Origin of the sequence: Gramella sp. AN32 (assembly GCF_023718305.1) — a bacterium.
GTDB lineage: Bacteria > Bacteroidota > Bacteroidia > Flavobacteriales > Flavobacteriaceae > Christiangramia > Christiangramia antarctica.
The window spans coordinates 84560-105175 of the sequence record NZ_QEYO01000001.1; the positions used below are offsets into that span (position 1 = coordinate 84560).

Consider the following 20616-nt stretch of genomic DNA (forward strand, 5'->3'; position numbering starts at 1 on the left):
TAACAAAGTATAGCTTCAATCATTTTTAACTTTAGTTCAGAAGAAATCCCATAAACCTACGCTTATGCAATTGAGCCATAACGAAGAAGACAATTTCTCCCTTTCCAAATTTGAATCCATGCTTAAAACAAATGATGTTTTATTCTTTGATTCTAATGAATTCGAGAATATTACCCATCACTATTTAGAGAATGGAAAATTTTCGCTTGCGAAAAAGGCTGTGAAATTAGGACTGGCTCAGCATCCCGCATCGGTGAATTTGAGGCTGCTTAAAGTTGAAATCCTTGTTTTTGAGGATAAATTAGATCTAGCAGATGGCATTCTAAATGAATTAAAAGAACTGGAAGCTTCAAATGAAGAGATTTACATTCAAAAAGCACAAATTTATTCCAAACGTGATCAGCATAAAGACGCGATAAAAATGCTCGAAGCAGCATTGGAAATTACTTTGGAAGATGCTGAAATTTTTTCTTTAATTGGTATGGAATATCTTTTCCTGGAAGATTTCGAAAATGCCAAGTATAGTTTTATGAAGTGTTTGGAAGAAGATGATGAAGATTACTCGGCCCTCTATAATGTTATGTATTGTTTCGATTTCCTGGAGCAAAAGGAAGAAGCCATTGAATATTTGAATCTTTATTTAAACAAAAATCCATATTGTGAGGTCGCCTGGCATCAGGTAGGCAAGCAGTATTTTGATCTAAAAGAATATCAAAAAGCCTTGGCTGCTTTTGATTTTGCCATTATCAGTGATGACAGGTTTGTAGGCGCTTACCTTGAAAAAGGAAAGGTTTTAGAGAAATTGAAGCGCTACAATGAAGCTATTGAAAATTACAATATTACCCTTGAACTGGACGATCCAACTTCTTTTGCTTATTTAAGAATTGGAAAATGTTTCGAAAAGTTAAGTTGCGATGATCTGGCGCTAAAAAATTATGAGCAAACGGTTCATGAAGATCCGCTTTTGGATAAAGGCTGGATTGCTATTACCGATTTCTACATTAAAAAACTGGATTTCCAAAAAGCACTTTATTATATCAACAAGGCAATTAATATCGACGAGGAAAATGTACTTTACTGGAAACGTTATGCGAAGATCAATAATCGTCTAAAATTTTACGAGGAAGCCGAACATGGCTATCGAAAAAGTCTTGAACTGGGAAATTACGAATTAGAGACCTGGATACGACGATGCGATATTTTAATTGGTCTAGGGGAATTTGACACTGCTATTAATTGTATGCTTCAGGCATTGGAATTTTATCCCGATAGCGCTGAAGTTGAATACAGGCTGGCCGGATTATTCTTCAAAAGCAATCAAGGGGAAAAAGGCTATTTTCATTTAAACAATGCTTTACAGATCGATTCTGAATACTATATCATTATTGAAGAATTATTTCCGAAGATTTTCAATAGAAAAAGTGTAAAACAAATTATAAATTCCTTCGTAAAGCTCTCTTAGTAATTTTGCTACCTTTGGGCAAATTCATAAAATTTTAGCATGGAGCGAAGCTTAAAGGATTACCTTTCCATAAGCCTTAAAGGTATGGCTATGGGAGCCGCAGATGTTGTTCCCGGTGTTTCCGGAGGTACAATCGCCTTTATTTCAGGAATTTACGAGGAACTAATTTCTACAATAAGCGGTGTAAAACTAAGCCTTTTTAAAACTTTTAAAGAAGAGGGTTTTGCGGCCATGTGGAAAGAACTAAATGGTAATTTTATCATCGCACTTTTCGCCGGAATTCTAATTAGTGTCTTTACCGTAATGCGCCTGGCAAATTACCTGTTGGAAAATCATCCTATCTTAATTTGGTCTTTTTTCTTCGGGCTAGTAATTGCCAGTATATGGTATGTTGGAAAACAAATCCCAAAATGGAATTTTAAAGTTGTTGTTGCCCTGTTTTTGGGAGCTGCCCTCGCCTATTTTATCGTGAGTCTTCCAGGTCTTTCTGAAAATACCAGTATCCCATTTTTATTTTTAGCTGGAGCGATTGCGATATGTGCCATGATACTTCCGGGAATTTCCGGAGCATTTATCCTGGTTTTGCTTGGCGCCTATAAGACGATTACTGAAGCTGCCCATGATTTTGATTTTAAAACCCTGGCAATTTTTGCTGCTGGCGCCGTATTTGGCTTACTTTCCTTTTCCAAAATATTAAAATGGCTTTTTGTGCATTATAGCACCATAACCCTGGCGGTATTGACCGGGTTTATCGCAGGTTCCCTTAAAAAGATTTGGCCCTGGAAAGAGGCGCTGGAAACTGAAATTTTTGGGGACAAAGAAGTGGTCGTTAAAGAAGCGGTGGTAATGCCCTGGAATTATGATGGGAACCCTCAAACTATTACCGCCCTTGCATTGATGCTTACCGGTTTTCTTCTAATACTTATCCTGGAATGGGTAGCCACTAAAAAACCTGTAGAGGTAGATGGAACAAACTAGAACGGCAAAAGACAAATTTTTACTCGTTCTCAAAGGTTTGGTCATGGGGGCAGCAAACAAAGTACCTGGCGTATCTGGTGGTGTTGTTGCGTTTGTTGCCGGTTTTTATGAAGAATTTATCTACTCCCTTCAAAAAGTAAATTTAAAAGCATTCAAATTATTAATATCGGGAAGGTTTAAAAGCTTCTATCAATATATCAATGGGAAGTTTCTAAGTTTGCTGATTCTGGGAATGCTTATCAGTTATTTTAGTGTTTCAAAATTGCTCGATTATCTCATTGTTCATTATGAATTGTATGTATGGTCGGCATTCTTTGGGATGATCATTGGCTCGATTTATTACATCAGTAAAGATTTTGAGGAATGGAGCCGGAATTCAATTTTATTCGCGGTGTTGGGAATATGCGGCGGAGTTGCCATTAGCTTTTTAGAGCCGGCAAAGGAAAATGATAATTTATTCTTTGTCTTTTTCTGCGGGATGATAAGCGTTTCTGGAATGACCTTACCCGGACTTTCCGGTTCTTTTATTCTTATTCTCCTTGGAAATTATGTACTGCTTCTGGTAGATTCAGTTAATGCTCTTTATGATACTCTTGCTGAAATAATCGCACTCGATTTTGGGTTTCTGCAAAATGAAGAAAGAATGCGCATGCTTAAAGTCTTATTGGTTTTTGCCACTGGTTCTTTAGCGGGACTGGTTTCCCTTTCCCATGTATTGGGATATGTCCTAAAACGCTATAAAAAGGAAACCTTTGCGGTAATAATTGGCTTTATTGCGGGTTCCCTGGGGGTGGTTTGGCCATGGAAAGAAAAAATATATAAAATAGCTGAAAATGGTGAATTTCTCCACGACCGCCAGGGACATTTGATCATCGATAATTATGATCGATATTGGCCAGATTTTGGGATCATCAATACCTATCTGGCAATTTTCTATATGATAATAGGAGCTTTTATCGTCCTGGGATTAGCCTGGTACGAAAACCGAAATAAGGCCTTATGAGAACATTCGGGTTACTTGGTAAAAATATCGACTATTCTTTTTCACGAACTTATTTTAATGAAAAATTCGAAAAAGAGGAAATAGCCGCAGTTTATAAAAATTTCGACATTCAGAATATAGAAAAATTACCTGAGCTTTTAAAAAGAAATGATATATCAGGATTAAACGTTACCATTCCCTACAAACAGGAAGTAATTAAATTTTTGGATCATTTAGATACGCATGCACGGGAGATCAATGCCGTGAATGTTGTAAAATTTAAAGACGGGAAGCTTATTGGCTTCAATACCGATTTTATAGGTTTTACTGAAGCTATCAAACCCCACCTGAAAAAGTATCATCAAAAAGCATTGATCCTGGGAACCGGGGGCGCATCAAAAGCGGTTGCCTATGGTTTGAAACTACTCAAAATTAAATCTACTTTTGTCTCCAGAAATCCGGAAAGCGATCAGATTTCTTATGAACAATTGGATAAAAATTTAATGCTGGAGCATCAGCTTATCATCAATACGACTCCTCTGGGTACTTTCCCGGAGATCCAGCTTCATCCAAATATTCCCTTTGATCTTATCACTCAAAACCATTTAATTTTTGATCTTATCTATAACCCTGAAAAGACTGCCCTGCTCAAAAATGCTGAAAACAGGAACGCCACAATTCTAAACGGTCTTAAAATGTTAGAAATTCAGGCAGATGAGGCCTGGAAAATATGGAATCAATAAATCATTCCAACCATATACCTTCACCCATAAATAGATTCATTCCCTTGCCCAATTTTCGAGGTATTGTTATCTTTCAAGAATTAATTACGAACCTTAACATTGAAAGATATGTCTCAACAAAAAGATGATAACAAGAAAGAGGACACTTCAGCAGAGGAACCCAAAAAATCTGTAACTAATTCAGGAACAGATAATTCAGCTGAAAAAAATCCAAAAATGGAGGCTGAACCTGTTGATGACCAACCAGATACAAAAATTGAAGATTCTAAGGAAACTGAAACAGATCCAAATCATCTGGAAGATGCGATGGTAGATGAAGCGGCTTCCGGTGAAGCTACGTCAAACAGAAAATCTAAAGAACATAACAATCCTGAGGAAGATCCTTATAAAGACCTGGAAGATGATGCAGGAAATCCTGAAAATCCATTTTTTAAAGAACCGGAAGTTTTAAAAGAAGAAGCTAAAACTGAAGAAAAAAAAGAACCTCAGGAAGATTCAACCGATCATGAAGACGCGATGCTTTCAGAAGCAGATTCAAAAAAAGATAAGACTAAAAAGGATGAAGATGATGAAGATTTAGACAGCGAAATAGGCCATGCGGTAGTGCAGGAAAATAAAAAATCCAATAAATCCCACCAGGATGATATGGATAATGCCGTAGCTGAAGACAGTGAAGACGAAACGGCTACCGCACGTCATGATATTGAGAAAAAAGATTATCATTCCATGACCAAGGAGCAATTGACCGAGGAATTGGAGAAATTGCTGAAAAACGAGAAAATTCAGGCTATTAAAGAGCATGTGGCAGAAATACGAACTGAATTTAATGCCAAGTTTGACGAAGAACTGGAAGAGAAAAAAGAAGATTTTTTAGCTGAAGGCGGAAATATTATTGACTTCCACTACTCTACGCCACTTCAGAAAAGATTTAATACGGCATATTTCAATTATCGTGAACAACGCAATAATTATTACCGCCGACTAAAAAAAGACCTCAACGAAAACCTGAACCGTCGTTTGGAGCTTATTGAAGAATTGAAAGGTTTATTGGGGGTAGAAGAAAATATCAATACTACCTACAATCATTTTAAGGATATTCAGGACAAATGGAAAACTGCAGGTCCTATCCCCCGTGATAAGTATAACACGGTGTGGAATACTTACCACCACCATGTAGAAAATTTCTATGATTTCCTGCATTTGAACAGGGAGTTTCGGGATATGGATTTCAAATACAATCTCGAGCAAAAGCTAAAAGTAATTAATCGCGCAGAAGAACTTTCCCAGGAAAATGATGTGAACCGGGCTTTTCGTGAGTTGCAGATGCTGCATAAAATGTGGAAAGAAGAGTTAGGTCCTGTTGAAAAACAATATCGGGATGATATTTGGGAGCGCTTCAGCAAAGCCACCAAAGATCTTCATGATAAAAGGCAGGATTATTATAATAATCTTGAAGAGCATTACGAAAAGAACTGGGAGAATAAAATGCGCATTGTTGAGCAGATCAAAGAAATTGCTGAAAACGAGTATGATTCCCATAGCAAATGGCAACAACAAATCAAAAAAGTTGAAGCCTTACGTGATGAATTCTTTAAAGCAGGGAAAGTACCCAGGGCTAAAAATCAGGATACCTGGGATGCCTTTAAAGGAAATGTTCGCAAATTTAACCGCAATAAAAATGCGTACTATAAAAATCTGAAAAAGGACCAGTATGACAACCTTGAAAAGAAAAAAGAACTCATCAAAATCGCCCAGGAAAACAAAGACAGTGACGATTTTAAAACAGTAACTCCTTTGATGAAAAAGGTGCAAACCGATTGGAAAAAGATTGGCCACGTACCCAGAAAGGATAGTGATAAAATCTGGAAAGAATTTAAAGCAGCCTGTAACTTCTATTTTGACCGTATGCACAGTCAAAAAGATGAAGAGAATAAAGAGGAAATGGATGCTTTTGATGCTAAAAAAGAGATCCTGGACAGCCTTAAGGGAATGGAACTTTCCGGGAAAAAGAAAGAAGATTTGGCAAAAATTAAAGAAAAGATCAATGCCTGGAAAGAGGTTGGACGAGTGCCTTACAATAAGCGATTTATTGAAGGAAAGTTCAATAAAACACTTGATCAGCTTTTCAATAAACTGGATGTTGATAATACCAAAGCTGAAATGATGAAATACGAAAACAAGATCCAGGCTTTGGATGATGCTGATGATGATAAAAAAATTAGGAATGAGCATTATTTCCTAACTAAAAAGATCGAGGAAACAAAAGCTGAAATTAGACAGTTAGAAAACAACCTGCAGTTTTTTTCTAATGTAGATGATGCAAATCCTTTAGTACAGGACGTTCATAAAAATATTGCTAATCACAAGGCAGATCTTGAAGTATGGCAGGAAAAGCTGAGACAGGTAAAAACCCTTTACTAGAAGCCTAGATATCTTAAAAAAAAGCCTGAATTATTTCAGGCTTTTTTTGCTTCATCCCAAAACACATCCATTTCGGCAAGTGTCATGTCTTTTAAAGCTTTGTTGTTTTCAGCAGCTTTATTTTCTAAATACTGAAAACGCTTTATAAACTTCTTATTGGTTCGTTCTAAAGCATTTTCCGGATCTACTTTTAGAAACCGGGCATAATTGATCATGGAAAACAAAACGTCACCAAATTCAGCTTCAATTTCCTGCTGATTGTTTTCATTTACTTCATGCTGAAGTTCTTCCAGTTCTTCCTTTAGTTTCTCAAAAACCTGTCGTGGCTCTTCCCAATCAAAACCTACCCCGGCAACTTTATCCTGAATTCTATTCGCTTTGACCAATGCCGGCAGGGATTTCGGAACTCCTTCGAGTACACTCTTTTTACCTTCCTTCAGCTTTAAATTTTCCCAGTTTCGCTTAACATCTTCTTCATTTTCAACCTCTACATCTCCGTAGATATGCGGGTGGCGACTTATTAATTTGTCAGAGATTGAATTCGCCACATCGGCAATGTCAAAATCATTGGTTTCACTTCCAATCTTCGCATAAAAAACAAGATGAAGCAATACATCGCCAAGTTCCTTTTTAATTTCTTCCATATCCCCGTCCAGAATGGCATCACCTAATTCATAAGTTTCCTCAATGGTGAGGTGCCTTAGCGATTCCATGGTTTGTTTACGATCCCATGGGCATTGTTCGCGTAACTCATCCATGATCGTAAGTAGGCGGTCTAAGGCTTTTAATTGCTCTTTTCTGAAGTTCATACAGGAAAATTTAGAGCAAAAATAAGATTTTGAAACTGGGGAAATATATTCTTGTGTATTAATCTATACGGGAATATTTATAAAGACAATCTTCAATACAACCGGGTAAACTTAGGATCATTTGTCTATTGTAGAAAGAAATCATATTAAAGGCAACCGTCTTTTCTGTAATTTCTTCATTCTGGGATAATTCACAATCGTAATGAAGAATAAGCAGATCATCTTCCAGTAAGAAATTTTCTCCTGTACAGTCCTGTATGGAATTAGTGGTAAAAGTACCATCAGCCTGAAAAGTAAAACTTGCACCATTAGAAATAGTCTCCCAGTTAGCTTCCCCTCCAGAACTAATAGAGGTTTCCGTTAGTTTCCAGGAACCGGCAAGATTTGAGGAGGTGAAATCTACTACCTGTAAGGCTTCTTCTGCTTTCTCATCTTTTTCACAGGAAATCAACGTAATAGTGAGAAGAATTGCGATGGATGTCAAAATTTTATTCATAATTAATAGTTAGTTTTTTGATAGATGGGAGAATGATGGATTAGTTGCGTTAATAATTATTTTTATTTCTGAACTAGTAAATTTCAAAAAAAAAGCTCCTTATTTCTAAGGAGCTTCGAAAAAGGGTGAAAGACCGGGTTCGAACCGGCGACCTCCTGAACCACAATCAGGCGCTCTAACCAACTGAGCTACAATCACCATTTATTAGCGGTGGCAAATGTAAGTTATTTCTATAATTTCCCAAAGAAAAAAATTCAATTAAATAAGGTCGAAGATTGAATCTACGGCAACATTCCTATCTGTTATAAAACCTTCGGCGTGTTCCGTATTTATCAATCTTCCAAGATCTCTTGCCCGATAAGTAATGCTATCCAGAAAGTTACTGCTGGAAATGGGCGTATTTGGCTCTTTATTATCTTTATCGAAGAACTGCGATTTATAAGCCAAAACAGATTCCACTTTTTTATCCATGTATCCGGAAATATCCACTACAAAATCAGGTTCCATATTTTTCCACTGGATATAATGGAAAACGTGCTTAGGTCTCCATGCCTGCTGTTTATTTCCCTTCAGGATCGTTTCTATTTTACGAAGTCCGCTCAAAAAACAGGCTTCACTTACCAGCCTCGCTCCTTTCCCGTGATCTATATGGCGATCATGAACGGCATTGCATAACACAATTTCCGGTTTATACCTTCTAATAATCTTGATCACTTCAAGTTTATGCGCCGTATTATTTTCAAAGAAAGCATCACTAAATTCCAGATTATGGCGCATGGAAACGCCTAGAATTTCAGCAGCATTTTTAGCTTCCTGATCTCTTATTTCCGCAGTTCCCCGGGTACCTAATTCCCCTCGGGTTAGGTCGAGAATCCCAACTTTCTTCCCCCGGTCAACTTCTTTTGCAATAGTGCCTGAGCAGCTTAGCTCCACATCATCAGGATGCGAACCCACTGCCAGTATATCTAATTTCATATTATGATTGGTTGGTTATGGTTTTTAAACTTTGGTTGATATCATCCATTAGATCTTCCGTATCTTCAATACCTACTGAAAACCTAAGTAAACCATCCTTAATATTTTGCTTGGCCCTGTCTTCTTCAGTCAATAAAGCATGAGAAGTTTTAGTGGGCAGTAAAATAGTACTTTCCACGCCGGCAAGGCTCATCGAAGGTTTAATGAGATTCAAGTTTTTCATAAATGCCGAAGCGTCTAAACCCTCTTTCAATTCAAATGAAAGCATTCCGCCGAAACCATGCATTTGTTCTTTGGCAATATCGTAACCTGGGTGCGATTCCAAACCCGGATAATATACTTTTTCAATTTGATGATGGCCCATGAGAAATTCTGCAAGCCTCATGGCATTTTCATTTTGGGCTTTCACCCGGATGCCCATCGTTTTCAAACTTCTTTCCAAGAGCCAAACCGTATAATCGCTCAGGCTACCCCCAAAATTTTTAGCCAATTGAAAAATTTGATTTATTTGACCTTCAGAAGCAACCACTGCACCGGCAAGAATATCACTATGACCACCCATATATTTTGTTGCGGAATGAATCACAATATCGATCCCCAGATCTATGGGGTTCTGATTTACCGGCGAGGCAAATGTATTATCGATCATACTCACCAATCCATGCTTTTGAGCAATTTCGGCTACAGCTTTAAGATTGGTAATTTGGAGCAAAGGATTTGAAGGTGTTTCTACGTAAATTACCTTTGTATTCGATTTGATTTCAGCTTCAAGATCGTCTGGCTGACAGGTTTTCGCAAAAGAATATTCGATGCCGAATTTTGTAAATTCTTCATTCACCAAATTACTGGTTCCCCCATAAAGGGCATCCTGAAAAACCACATGATCTCCTTTTTGCAAAAAGGCCATAAGTGAAGTACTTACCGCAGCCATTCCGCTACCAAATATCAATGCAGCTTCTCCGTGTTCCAAAGCAGCGATTTTCTTGGCAAGCGCAACCTGGTTAGGCGTATTGAAATATCGTGGGTATCTTTTAACCTCCACATCTTCGAAAGCATAAGAAGTAGACATATAGAGCGGTGAAACAGCTCCTTTATATTCAGAATCTTTTAATTCACCAACATGTGTACATATAGTGTTGATGCCTTTATATTTACTCATAATTAGATTTTTGAAAAATAGAGCCGTAAGGTACTAAGAAATCTGTTAAAGTCCTTTCCTGAAAACAGCTTTAGCATTCAAGGCACACAGACGTTAATTAAAGTTAAACCTGTCTCAATCTCAAGGTAATGCCTGCTATTTTGGGTAACTTTCGAGTTGAATCAAAATTTGAATAAATGAAGAATGTAAATGCATATGCGGCAAAATCTAACGATGCCGATTTAGAACCGTTTAATATTGAGAGAAGAGAAATTTTAGCAGATGATGTAAAGATCGAAATTGATTACTGCGGAGTTTGTCATAGTGATATACACCAGGTTAGAAACGACTGGGGAAACAGCCAATACCCCGTAGTCCCCGGGCATGAGATCATTGGCCGGGTTACTGAAGTTGGAAAAAATGTAAAAAATTATAAAAAGGGGGACCTTGTTGGCGTTGGCTGTATGGTAGATTCGTGCCAGGAATGTGCTTCATGTAAAGATGACCTGGAACAATATTGCGAAAAGGGGATGGTCGCTACATATAATGGAGAGGATAAACATCTTGGCGGACATACTTATGGCGGTTACTCCGAAGCTATCGTGGTAAAAGAAAATTTCGTTTTAAAAATACCAGAAAATCTAGATGCTAAGGCGGTTGCTCCTTTGCTTTGTGCAGGTATTACTACCTGGTCGCCTCTGAGACAGTGGAATGTTAAGAAAGGGGACAAAGTAGGAGTCGTAGGCCTTGGAGGCCTTGGCCATATGGGCGTAAAATTTGCCAGTGCCCTTGGCGCTCACACGGTAATGATCACAACGTCGCCTGGAAAAGCTGAGGATGCTAAAAGGCTGGGCGCAGATGAAGTCCTAATTTCTAAAAATGAGGAGGAAATGAAAAAACATCAGGGGAGCTTTGACTTTATCCTGAATACTGTTCCTGTAGGTCACGACACCAACCCTTATATCAGTTTATTAAAACGCGATGCCACCATGACCCTTGTGGGAGCTATTGACGAAGTTGACATTCATGGAGGCGGCCTGGTTATGGGAAGAAAGAGACTTGCCGGTTCCTTGATTGGTGGAATTAAGGAAACCCAGGAAATGCTTGATTTTTGCGGGGAGCATGATATTGTTTCAGATATTGAAATGATCGATATTCAGAATATTAATGAGGCCTATGAGCGGGTAGTAAATTCAGACGTAAAATATCGATTTGTGATCGATATGAAATCTTTAAAGAACTAGTATGAGTATACTGTCTTCGCTTTTAGGAAACGCCGGAGCTATAGAAAAAGGAACGCTTCAGAAGGAATATGGAAAATTATTGATCCCTTCTGAAGAGATAGAAGCCGGATTTAAAATTATCAGGGATACCTTTATTTTCACGAATAAACGCCTCATTTTAGTAGATGTTCAGGGCTTAACCGGAAGTAAAGTTGAATACTTTTCAGTTTTGTATAAAAGTATTACCCGCTTCAGCGTAGAAACTGCAGGTAGTTTTGATCTGGATGCTGAGTTAAAGATCTGGATCTCGGGAGAGCAAACACCTTCTATATCTAAGCGTTTTAACAAGAAAGTAGACATTTATGAAGTTCAGAAATTATTGGCGGAACACACGCTTTAGCTTTTAATGAACGTCATCCTGAAATTTTTAAGAATCTTATTTTATATGATTAAGAAATTTATGAAAATAGTAAAGCAGACCCTGAAACAAGTTCAGGGTGATGTTGTGCGATTATGAATTTTCCCATGATTTTTAATCAGGATTTAAAGTGAGGAATTTAAAGCCACTTATCTAATTATAAATAGATGAGTGGCTTTTTTATTTTAAAGAAGAATAGAAAATGTATTATTTTAAGTTGAGTTTATATCTTTGAATTGTTGCATTCATTGAACGATCAATCCCAATAAAATATGACTTTACTGCTAACCAATATCAAAGAACTACTGCAGGTAAGGGATCAGGACGTCCTTAAAGTTTCAGGAAGCGGGATGAAAATACTTCCTACCATCAAAAATGCATGGTTATTAATTGAAAATGATACCATTGCTGATTTTGGCTCGATGGATAACTTACCGGAATTACACCCTGATAAAACTATAGATGCTGCAGGCAAGATCGTATTACCAACCTGGTGTGATTCCCATACACACCTGGTGTATGCAGGAAACCGCGAACAGGAGTTTGCTGACCGTATTAACGGACTTAGTTATGAAGAGATCGCCAGGCGTGGCGGGGGGATTTTAAATAGTGCCAAAACTTTACAAAATACTTCTGAGAATGACCTGTATACCCAATCTGCTCAAAGATTGGAAGAGATCATGAAAATGGGCACCGGGGCAGTTGAAATTAAATCCGGGTATGGTTTAACGGAAGATGCGGAATTAAAAATGCTACGGGTTATAAAAAAACTCAAACAGAATTATGATCTCCCTATTAAATCTACTTTTCTAGGCGCACATGCTATTCCGCAGGAATTTAAAGCAGAACCAAAATTATATCTGGACCTGGTGATTGAAGAAATCCTGCCGGAAGTGGCGAGACAAAACTTAGCTGAATATATTGATATTTTTTGTGAAGAAGGATACTTTACTGTACAGGACACCAATCGTTTATTAAAAGCCGCAGCAAAATTCGGTTTAAAACCAAAGATTCACGTAAATCAATTTAATGCTATTGGAGGAATAAAGGCGGGAGTTGAGAATAATGCTTTAAGTGTAGATCATCTGGAGGTTTTGACAGAGGAAGATATTAAAGTTTTGCAAGGATCTGAAACGATGCCGGTGGCACTTCCCTCCTGCTCCCTATTTTTAAGCATACCTTATACCCCGGCAAGGGATCTTCTTGATGCCGGACTGCCTTTGGCCCTCGCGACCGATTATAATCCGGGCAGTACTCCCAGTGGAAATATGAACCTGGTTGTTTCCCTTGCTTGTATAAAAATGAAAATGCTGCCGGAAGAAGCTATTAACGCTGCTACCATAAATGCTGCTTACGCAATGGAATTAAGTAAAACCCATGGAAGTATTACCAGGGGAAAAAAAGCAAATTTCATGGTCACCAAACCAATTCCATCTTATACCTATTTGCCTTATTCCTTTGGTTCCAATAATATAGAACAGGTTTATATAAACGGGAAAAGCATCATATAATGGAAGGACTAAAAATTTATACCAAACGGAATATCGACCACCTGATAAGCGATCGTAAAGGCGAAACGAAATTTGGAGAAAAACTCTCTTTTGTTGAATCCATCGAAGACTTAAAAAAAGAACCTGCAGCATATGTCCTTCTCGGAATTCCTGAAGATATCGGCATTCGCGCAAATTATGGAAATGCAGGCGCTGCCAATACCTGGAAAATTGCCCTGCAATCTTTAGTAAACCTTCAGCAGAACAGATTTAATTCCGGAGAAAATTTAATATTACTTGGAGAGATTGATTGTGCAGAGTTTAATAATAAAGCCGGTAATCTAGATAAAAAAGATCCTAATTATTATCAGAAATTGGGTGATCTGGTGAAACAAATTGATCAAATCCTTACTGAAGTAATTGAAAAGATCAATGAAGTCGGAAAAATACCTATTATCATTGGGGGCGGTCACAATAATGCTTACGGTAATATTAAAGGCGCATCCAAAGCCTTAGAAAACCCCATCAATGTGCTCAATATCGATGCACATTCAGATTTGCGAACTTTGGAACACAGGCATAGCGGAAATGCTTTTAGCTACGCCATTGCAGGTGGATTTCTAAACAAATATTACGTTTTTGGTTTGCAGAAAAACTACACCCCGGAGTATATTTTTGAAGAAATGGACTTCTCGGAAAATTTGAATTATATGTTATTTGAAGGTTTAAATAAAAGCTCTAATAAGATCACCCGGGCTTTTAGGGAATTTCTGAAACCTTTGTCATCTGGCAATTTTGGTTTCGAATTAGATTGTGATGTCATTGCAAATTTTAATAGCAGCGCTATGTCTCCTTCAGGTTTTAGTGTAGATCAAATTCGGGGTTTTATTTCAGAAGTAAAAAAGGAAAAGAATTGCTGTTATTTTCATATTTGTGAAGCGATTCCAGATAAGAAGAATTCAGTCTTAACTGGAAAAGCAATTTCTTATTTCATCTCAGATTTTATCAGAAAATAGCCTATACCTTTACCTTTTCGTTACGCTGCTCCATAGATCTTACGCCCTGCCAGGGAAACTTTCCTTCAATCTCTAATTCTATAGATAAGCTTAAAAAGGTTCGAATAATAACAATTACCCCTAACGTAAGCACGCGATCCATCGTAGGCTCTGTAACCACAGTAGCAATAATATCTGCAGCCACGAGAATTTCAAGTCCCAGGAGAATTCCCTTTCCCAGTTCCTTACGCAAAAGTTTATAAGATCTGCCTTCAATTCCCTGTTTAGACAAAAGGAATTTTATTACTGCTAAAATAATACCTATTAAAATAGTCAAAACACCGCCTATCTCTATAATTCTCGCGATATATTCTATATAAATTTTTATGTTTTCCATAGTTATTATTGTTTCGATGAGAGTATTTGAAAGACTCCATTTGTCCATCCAAATCCATCCTGAGTTGGATATTCCCCTCCGCCACTTTCTTTACTCAAATCTTCCACATTATATTTTTCCAACATTTTGTAAGTACTCTTGTAAATTTTCCTGTTTAAAGCTAACCAGTTATTTTTAATGGTATTGGCCAATTCTATTTTTTCATAATTTTCCAGTCCTTTAATGCTTACATATTGTAAAGGCGCCCAGCCATTGGGAGCATCCCATTGCTGGCCTGTATTATAAGGAGTTGTTACAACTCCTCCTGGTTTTAAGAAAATCTCTTTAATTTTCTGAGCTATCGCATCTGCCTGCCCTTCTGTAGCTATTTCGAAAAATAAGGGATAAACCCCGGCTAAAGATAACTTACGGGTGTTTTCCTGTTGCTGAAAATCATAGTCCATAAAAAACTGTTCTTGCTCATTCCAAAAATATTTCAGAATTGCCTGCTTTCTCTGTGCAGCTTTATCCTGAAATAATTGAGATTTTTCAGCATTTCCAGCTTGTTTCGCGGCAATTGAAATAGTTCTCTCCAGATTATAAATCAGGGAATTTAGATCTACAGGTACAATATGGGTAGTATGGATGGTGGACAAATCAAATTCCCCGGCAGCATTCCTGGAAAGCCACCTGCTGGAAAAATCCCAGCCCGACTCTGCTCCTGCCCTTAAATTTCTATATACGGCTTCTTCGGTAAGTGTGGGATTTTTGGCCACGGCGATTTGAGCAGTTTTTACATCTTCACGATAACTTTCAGGTCTGGGCGTATCTAAATCATCCCAATACCGGTTAAGTATTTCGCCTCCGTTCATTTTAACCACCCTACGATAACAATTATCGGAACCAATAGCATTACTGCCATTCATCCAGAAATTATATTCTTTTTCAAGTTCAGGTAAATACCTTGCATAGACCCGCTCTCCCTTAATTTCAGCCAGAACCTGGATCATCATGGCAAAAAATGGAGGTTGGGATCTTCCTAAATAATAAGTTCGGTTTCCATTGGGTATAAAACCATATTCATCAATAAGGTAGGCAAAATTATCAACCATATTCTGGATCGTTTCAGTTTCGCCATCTTCTTGTAAACCCAGCATGGTAAAATAGCTATCCCAATAGTAAATTTCACGAAACCTCCCCCCGGGAACAATATATGGTTTTGGTAGCGGAATTAATGTACCCGAAATTTTATCATCTGCCGGCCTTTTTAAAACCTTCCATAATTTTTGAATATGGGATTTAACCGAAGAAGAATCGGTTTTGAAATCTTCAGAAAAAACCGGAACCTCAAAATGCTGATCTACGAAATCTTCTATAGCTAAAGCAGAGGTATCATCCAGCATCATATAACGTTGCCTTATCAATCCTACATTCTCCTGGGGAATTGCGTCTACAAAAGTTTTACTATCCTCGTAAATAGATTTATTTTGAACATCATAAAATAAATTTCCGTAAAGCTCATCTGGAGGGAGAATCTCAATCTTACTCTCTACTTTTTCCAATTCCAGCTCACTCTCCGTACCAATTTTACAAGAAAATATAAAGGAGAGAATAAAGAAATAGACAAAGGTTCTGGAAAGAGATTTCATACTGGCTGGTTTTGTATAACGAATATATAAAGATAGAAGATTTTAAAAAGAGAAACCTTCATCCTAAAACTTCAATTTTATAGTTTTGTTTTCTAAGATTAATTTGATGGAAATTATTACCTGGAATAATAAATACGCTAAAGATTTTAAAATTTTGAACCTTCAATGGCTGGAAGAATTTTTCTGGGTGGAATCCTATGATGAAGAAGTTTTAGGCCATCCTGAAAAAATTATTATTCGTCCTGGTGGAAATATCTTATTTCTAAAAGAAGGGGATGAAATTTTGGGCTGTCTTGCATTTTTGAAAATTTCAGAAGGGGTATTTGAATTAACCAAAATGGCCATTTTAAAGGAGCAAAGAGGAAAACAATGGGGGAATTATCTATTAAAAGAAGGAATTGATTTTGCGCGATCACATTCCTGGAGAAAGCTGATTTTATATTCCAACCGAAAACTTGAAAATGCCATTCACCTTTATAGAAAATATGGGTTTATTGAAATCGCTATAGAAGAAAGTAATCCATATACCCGGGGCGATATTAAAATGGAATTAAACCTGTCTTAAAGCTTTATTAATTCTAAAGCTCTAAACCTTAGCTTCTATACATTTGTATAAAATTAAGTCCCCATGAAAAGAACAATTTTACTTTTAAGCATTTTGGCAATTTTTCAGTCCTGCAAAAATGATGAGAAATCGAATGGAGAAAAGGCGAAAAAAGGTATGGTTGAAAACAAATCGCCGGAAGTTAATGAACAGGAAGATTCTTACGACCTGGATATTAAACCAATTTCACACGCTACAGCTGTCTTTAATTGGGGTAAAGAAACCTTTTATACAGATCCTGTAGGGGGAGCTGAAGCTTTCGCCAATGCAGAAAAACCAGATTTTGTATTGATCACAGATATTCACGGTGACCATATGAATGCTGAAACCCTTCAGGGTTTAGAATTAGATAGTATTAAAATCATTGTCCCGCAAGCTGTAAAAGAAGATCTACCGCAAGATCTACAGGCAAATCTTATAGTATTGGCCAATGGCGAAAACTACGAGATTGATGGATTTCATATTAAGGCCATTCCTATGTATAATTTACCCCAAACTAAAGATGCCATGCATGTTAAAGGTCGGGGAAATGGCTACTTGGTAGAAAAAGACGGCTTTACTCTTTATATCTCAGGTGATACAGAAGATATTCCCGAAATGAGAAATCTTGAAAATATAGATGTGGCATTAGTTTCTATGAACTTACCATACACCATGACTGTAGAAGACGCCGCAGCTGGGGTACTGGCTTTTCAACCTAAAAAAGTAATCCCCTACCATTATCGTGGAAAAAATGGACTTGCAGATATTGAAAAGTTCAAAAAGATAGTGAATGAAGGAAATTCAAAAATACAAGTCGAGCTTCTAGATTGGTATCCAGAAATGTAAAACCTAAACATATATCATTTAAAAAGCCCGGAGAAATTTTCCCGGGCTTTTTTTAGTGGCTAAACTAAACAAACTTTAAAATTATGTATGAATGCATGAACAGCACGAAGTAACATTTTGTTTACGCTGATTATCTTCCGCATCAATTTGATAAAAACGATATTTAAAATACATATCAACCGCCTCCTCTTTAATATTTGCCGAAACTGTTAATCGATCTTTTTTTGTGCTGAAGAGGACATCTATTGCGATGACATTCAGGCATAAAAAAACTAATAATAAACTGATAATCTTCATATTAAACTTCTTAGTCTCTATTAAAAGACGACTGTAAAATTGAATTGTTACATATTATATAAACATTTTTATTTATTTTTTAGTATAAAAAAAGCCCGGCTAGTTGCCGGGCTTCAAATTCTATGTTGATATAAGATTAGGCCAAAACCTCCTGAACCTTATCAGCAGCCTCTTGAAATTGTATTACACTATACACTTTAAGTCCGCTATTGTCAATTATTTCTTTGGCCTGATCGGCATTGGTTCCCTGTAATCTTACAATAATTGGAACTTTTATAGCATCACCCATATTTTTATAAGCGTCAACAATTCCCTGGGCTACACGGTCGCATCGAACAATACCACCGAAGATATTTACCAGGATCGCTTCCACATTATCGTCTTTCAGGATCAACCTGAATGCCTCCTCTACCCTTTTTGCATCTGCTGTACCACCAACATCTAAAAAGTTAGCAGGTTCGCCCCCGGCCATTTTAATCAAATCCATTGTGGCCATTGCAAGACCGGCACCATTTACCATACATCCAACATTTCCGTCAAGATCCACATAATTTAAACCAACTTCACGTGCTTCAACCTCTGTTGCATTCTCTTCTCTAATATCACGCATTTCAGCATAATCTGAATGTCTAAAAAGGGCATTATCATCCAAAGTAACCTTGGCATCTACAGCCATGATCTTATCATCACTCGTTTTCAAAACCGGATTGATCTCAAATAAAGATGAATCAGACTTTTCAAAAGCTTCGTACAGGGACATTACGAATTTTGTCATTTCTTTAAATGATTTTCCGCTAAGTCCTAAATTAAAAGCAATTCTTCTTGCCTGGAAACCTAATAATCCTGTAGCAGGGTCAATCTCTTCTTTAAAGATAAGATGAGGAGTTTCTTCTGCTACGGTTTCGATATCCATTCCACCTTCTGTAGAATACATGATCATATTTTTTCCAGTCGCTCTGTTTAACAGCACAGACATATAATATTCTTCCGGCTCGCTATCGCCGGGATAGTAAACATCTTCAGCAACTAAGACCTGGTGAACTTTTTTACCTTCAGCAGAAGTTTGGGGGGTTACCAGGTTCATCCCTATAATTTCACCGGCTATTTCCTCAACTTCCTTCAAATTCTTGGCTAGTTTCACACCGCCACCTTTTCCACGACCACCCGCATGAACCTGGGCTTTAATAACATGCCATCCGGTTCCTGTTTTTTCGGTTAGTTCCTTAGCAGCTGCCACAGCCTCTTCCGGACTTTTGGCAACAGTACCTCGTTGCACACGTACGCCGAAACTGCTTAAAATGTCTTTTCCTTGATATTCGTGTATATTCATAATCAGGTTTCTTCTGTATTATTAAGTGGATGGCAAAAGTAATAAATACATCCTAGTGTACCAATATTTTTTGATGTTCTTAGGACCGCTCTAATTCCTTTAGATTCTTCTAAATTATATTGAAATCTTACTTCAATTTACGAAAACCTTCTCGTAGAAAATATAGATTTTATAAGGTTTGCTGAACATTCCATTGTAATTTTGAGTTTACTTTTTAGCTATGAAAAAAGCACTTTTAGCACTTGCCATTGGAGGGTTTGGAATAGGAATGACGGAGTTTGTGATTATGGGAATTTTGCCTGAAGTCGCTGAAGCTTTAAATATAAGTATCCCGGAAGCCGGTCATTTTATTTCAGCTTATGCCATTGGGGTTGTGGTTGGCGCACCTTTACTTACCATCTTCGGGAGCAAATATCCCGCACAAAAAGTCTTATTCTTTTTAATGATCTGGTTTACGGTGTTCAATACGCTGTCGGCTTTTTCAAATTCTTATACCCTGTTAATGATTACCAGATTTTTATCTGGTTTGCCCCATGGCGCATTCTTTGGGATTGGTGCTGTGGTTGCAGGAAAATTATCCAAACCCGGCAAGGAAGCCCAGGCTATTGCGATCATGTTTACTGGATTAACAGTTGCTAATGTTATAGGTGTCCCTCTGGGAACCTGGCTGGGGCAGAACTTCAGCTGGAATATTTCCTTTCTAGCCGTTGGAATTGTAGGGATCATGGCCATTTTAAGTATAAAATTCTGGATGCCAAATTTTCCTGCTGACCCTTCCAAAGGAATTAAAAAGGATTTTGCTGTCTTGAAAAAAACAGAAGTTTGGATGGTCATATTATTAACGACTATTGGAACCGGAGGATTTTTTGCGTGGTATAGCTATATCGCACCATTAATCACAGACGTGGCCGGCCTTTCTGAAAATGTGGTGAATTATGCTATGATACTCGCCGGACTTGGGATGGTTGCCGGTAATTTTATTGGAGCAAAACTTGCTGAAATGTTCACTCCTATCAAAGCCGTTTTAATCGCCTTGATTTTTATGGTGCTCGCACTTCTCGTAAATACTCATTTAGCCTACGATCAGGTTGGGGTTTTAATCATGACATTTATCATTCCGGTGATCGCCTTTTGTATTGCCGCTCCGGTACAAATGGCGGTGATCAATTCCTCCAAAGGTTCAGAAATGCTGGGCTCATCGCTTAACCAAAGTGCTTTTAATATGGGAAATGCCAGTGGGGCTTATCTAGCGGGACTTCCCATTGCAGCGGGTTACGGAATAGTTTCTGCTCAATATGTGGGTGCAGCGATGGCCGGAACAGGAATTTTTATTGCCATTGGCGTAATTCTAATAAGAAGAAAGCACGCCAAAGAACTGGCTTTAAGTAGTTGCTGATTTTAT

General features: G+C 37.6%; 19 protein-coding genes and 1 tRNA gene. 12 read left to right on the forward strand and 8 right to left on the reverse strand.

Features of this window, described 5'->3' with window-relative positions:
• Positions 1 to 64 precede the first annotated feature (64 nt).
• The 5 genes from DHD80_RS00425 (at position 65) to DHD80_RS00445 (ending at position 6586) form a co-directional block, all read left to right on the forward strand.
• Entirely contained in the window at positions 65 to 1462 is a 1398-nt protein-coding gene (locus DHD80_RS00425) for a tetratricopeptide repeat protein (protein ID WP_251738908.1), read from the forward strand.
• A 39-nt stretch (positions 1463 to 1501) separates the two neighbouring features.
• Positions 1502 to 2440 carry a DUF368 domain-containing protein gene (locus DHD80_RS00430; RefSeq protein ID WP_251738909.1) on the forward strand — a complete coding sequence of 313 codons (939 nt, stop codon included), beginning with the start codon at positions 1502 to 1504 and terminating at the stop codon, positions 2438 to 2440.
• A complete protein-coding gene (locus tag DHD80_RS00435) occupies positions 2427 to 3443 on the forward strand; it encodes a DUF368 domain-containing protein (protein WP_251738910.1) in 1017 nt (338 codons plus the stop codon). The genes DHD80_RS00430 and DHD80_RS00435 overlap by 14 nt, the downstream gene beginning before the upstream one ends.
• Entirely contained in the window at positions 3440 to 4165 is a 726-nt protein-coding gene (locus tag DHD80_RS00440; RefSeq protein WP_251738911.1) for a shikimate dehydrogenase, read from the forward strand. The genes DHD80_RS00435 and DHD80_RS00440 overlap by 4 nt, the downstream gene beginning before the upstream one ends.
• Positions 4166 to 4273: 108 nt before the next feature.
• Positions 4274 to 6586 carry a DUF349 domain-containing protein gene (locus DHD80_RS00445; protein WP_251738912.1) on the forward strand — a complete coding sequence of 771 codons (2313 nt, stop codon included), beginning with the start codon at positions 4274 to 4276 and terminating at the stop codon, positions 6584 to 6586.
• Positions 6587 to 6621: 35 nt separating this feature from the next.
• On the opposite strand, the gene mazG is transcribed toward DHD80_RS00445, so the two are convergent.
• From mazG to DHD80_RS00470, 5 genes are all read right to left on the reverse strand, one after another.
• A complete protein-coding gene (mazG, locus tag DHD80_RS00450; protein WP_251738913.1) occupies positions 6622 to 7395 on the reverse strand; it encodes a nucleoside triphosphate pyrophosphohydrolase in 774 nt (257 codons plus the stop codon).
• Positions 7396 to 7453: 58 nt separating this feature from the next.
• The gene (locus tag DHD80_RS00455; protein ID WP_251738914.1) at positions 7454 to 7891 is read right to left on the reverse strand and encodes a hypothetical protein; all 438 of its coding nucleotides are present in this window, start codon (positions 7889 to 7891) and stop codon (positions 7454 to 7456) included.
• A 123-nt stretch (positions 7892 to 8014) separates the two neighbouring features.
• Positions 8015 to 8090: transfer RNA gene (locus DHD80_RS00460), tRNA-His, on the reverse strand.
• A 59-nt stretch (positions 8091 to 8149) separates the two neighbouring features.
• Positions 8150 to 8866: a bacillithiol biosynthesis deacetylase BshB1 gene (gene bshB1, locus DHD80_RS00465; RefSeq protein ID WP_251738915.1), complete on the reverse strand. Its 717-nt coding sequence runs from the start codon at positions 8864 to 8866 to the stop codon at positions 8150 to 8152.
• 1 nt (position 8867) lies between these two features.
• On the reverse strand, positions 8868 to 10025 hold the full coding sequence (locus DHD80_RS00470) for a PLP-dependent aspartate aminotransferase family protein (protein WP_251738916.1): 1158 nt from the start codon (positions 10023 to 10025) through the stop codon (positions 8868 to 8870).
• Positions 10026 to 10201: 176 nt separating this feature from the next.
• On the opposite strand from DHD80_RS00470, the gene DHD80_RS00475 reads away from it, so the two are divergent.
• The 4 genes from DHD80_RS00475 (at position 10202) to DHD80_RS00490 (ending at position 14151) form a co-directional block, all read left to right on the forward strand.
• Complete coding sequence (locus DHD80_RS00475) at positions 10202 to 11248, forward strand: NAD(P)-dependent alcohol dehydrogenase (protein WP_251738917.1); 1047 nt, start codon at positions 10202 to 10204, stop codon at positions 11246 to 11248.
• A gap of 1 nt (position 11249) precedes the next feature.
• On the forward strand, positions 11250 to 11627 hold the full coding sequence (locus DHD80_RS00480) for a PH domain-containing protein (RefSeq protein ID WP_251738918.1): 378 nt from the start codon (positions 11250 to 11252) through the stop codon (positions 11625 to 11627).
• A gap of 290 nt (positions 11628 to 11917) precedes the next feature.
• Entirely contained in the window at positions 11918 to 13156 is a 1239-nt protein-coding gene (hutI, locus tag DHD80_RS00485) for an imidazolonepropionase (RefSeq protein WP_251738919.1), read from the forward strand.
• Positions 13156 to 14151, forward strand: a complete 996-nt coding sequence (locus DHD80_RS00490; RefSeq protein ID WP_251738920.1) for a formimidoylglutamase — start codon at positions 13156 to 13158, stop codon at positions 14149 to 14151. The genes hutI and DHD80_RS00490 overlap by 1 nt, the downstream gene beginning before the upstream one ends.
• 1 nt (position 14152) lies before the next feature.
• On the opposite strand, the gene DHD80_RS00495 is transcribed toward DHD80_RS00490, so the two are convergent.
• Together DHD80_RS00495 and treA are read right to left on the reverse strand one after the other, a co-directional pair.
• The gene (locus DHD80_RS00495) at positions 14153 to 14527 is read right to left on the reverse strand and encodes a DUF1622 domain-containing protein (protein ID WP_251738921.1); all 375 of its coding nucleotides are present in this window, start codon (positions 14525 to 14527) and stop codon (positions 14153 to 14155) included.
• 5 nt (positions 14528 to 14532) lie between these two features.
• Positions 14533 to 16155: an alpha,alpha-trehalase TreA gene (gene treA / locus DHD80_RS00500; RefSeq protein WP_251738922.1), complete on the reverse strand. Its 1623-nt coding sequence runs from the start codon at positions 16153 to 16155 to the stop codon at positions 14533 to 14535.
• Positions 16156 to 16261: 106 nt separating this feature from the next.
• Between treA and DHD80_RS00505 the strand changes: the two genes are divergently transcribed.
• Both DHD80_RS00505 and DHD80_RS00510 read left to right on the forward strand, forming a co-directional pair.
• On the forward strand, positions 16262 to 16720 hold the full coding sequence (locus DHD80_RS00505) for a GNAT family N-acetyltransferase (protein WP_251738923.1): 459 nt from the start codon (positions 16262 to 16264) through the stop codon (positions 16718 to 16720).
• A gap of 63 nt (positions 16721 to 16783) precedes the next feature.
• Positions 16784 to 17587 (forward strand): MBL fold metallo-hydrolase, encoded by an 804-nt coding sequence (locus tag DHD80_RS00510; protein WP_251738924.1) that lies wholly within the window; start codon positions 16784 to 16786, stop codon positions 17585 to 17587.
• A 433-nt stretch (positions 17588 to 18020) separates the two neighbouring features.
• On the opposite strand, the gene sucC is transcribed toward DHD80_RS00510, so the two are convergent.
• Positions 18021 to 19214 carry an ADP-forming succinate--CoA ligase subunit beta gene (sucC, locus tag DHD80_RS00515; RefSeq protein WP_251738925.1) on the reverse strand — a complete coding sequence of 398 codons (1194 nt, stop codon included), beginning with the start codon at positions 19212 to 19214 and terminating at the stop codon, positions 18021 to 18023.
• 220 nt (positions 19215 to 19434) lie between these two features.
• On the opposite strand from sucC, the gene DHD80_RS00520 reads away from it, so the two are divergent.
• Positions 19435 to 20610 (forward strand): MFS transporter, encoded by a 1176-nt coding sequence (locus DHD80_RS00520; RefSeq protein WP_251738926.1) that lies wholly within the window; start codon positions 19435 to 19437, stop codon positions 20608 to 20610.
• The last annotated feature ends 6 nt before the right edge of the window (positions 20611 to 20616 follow it).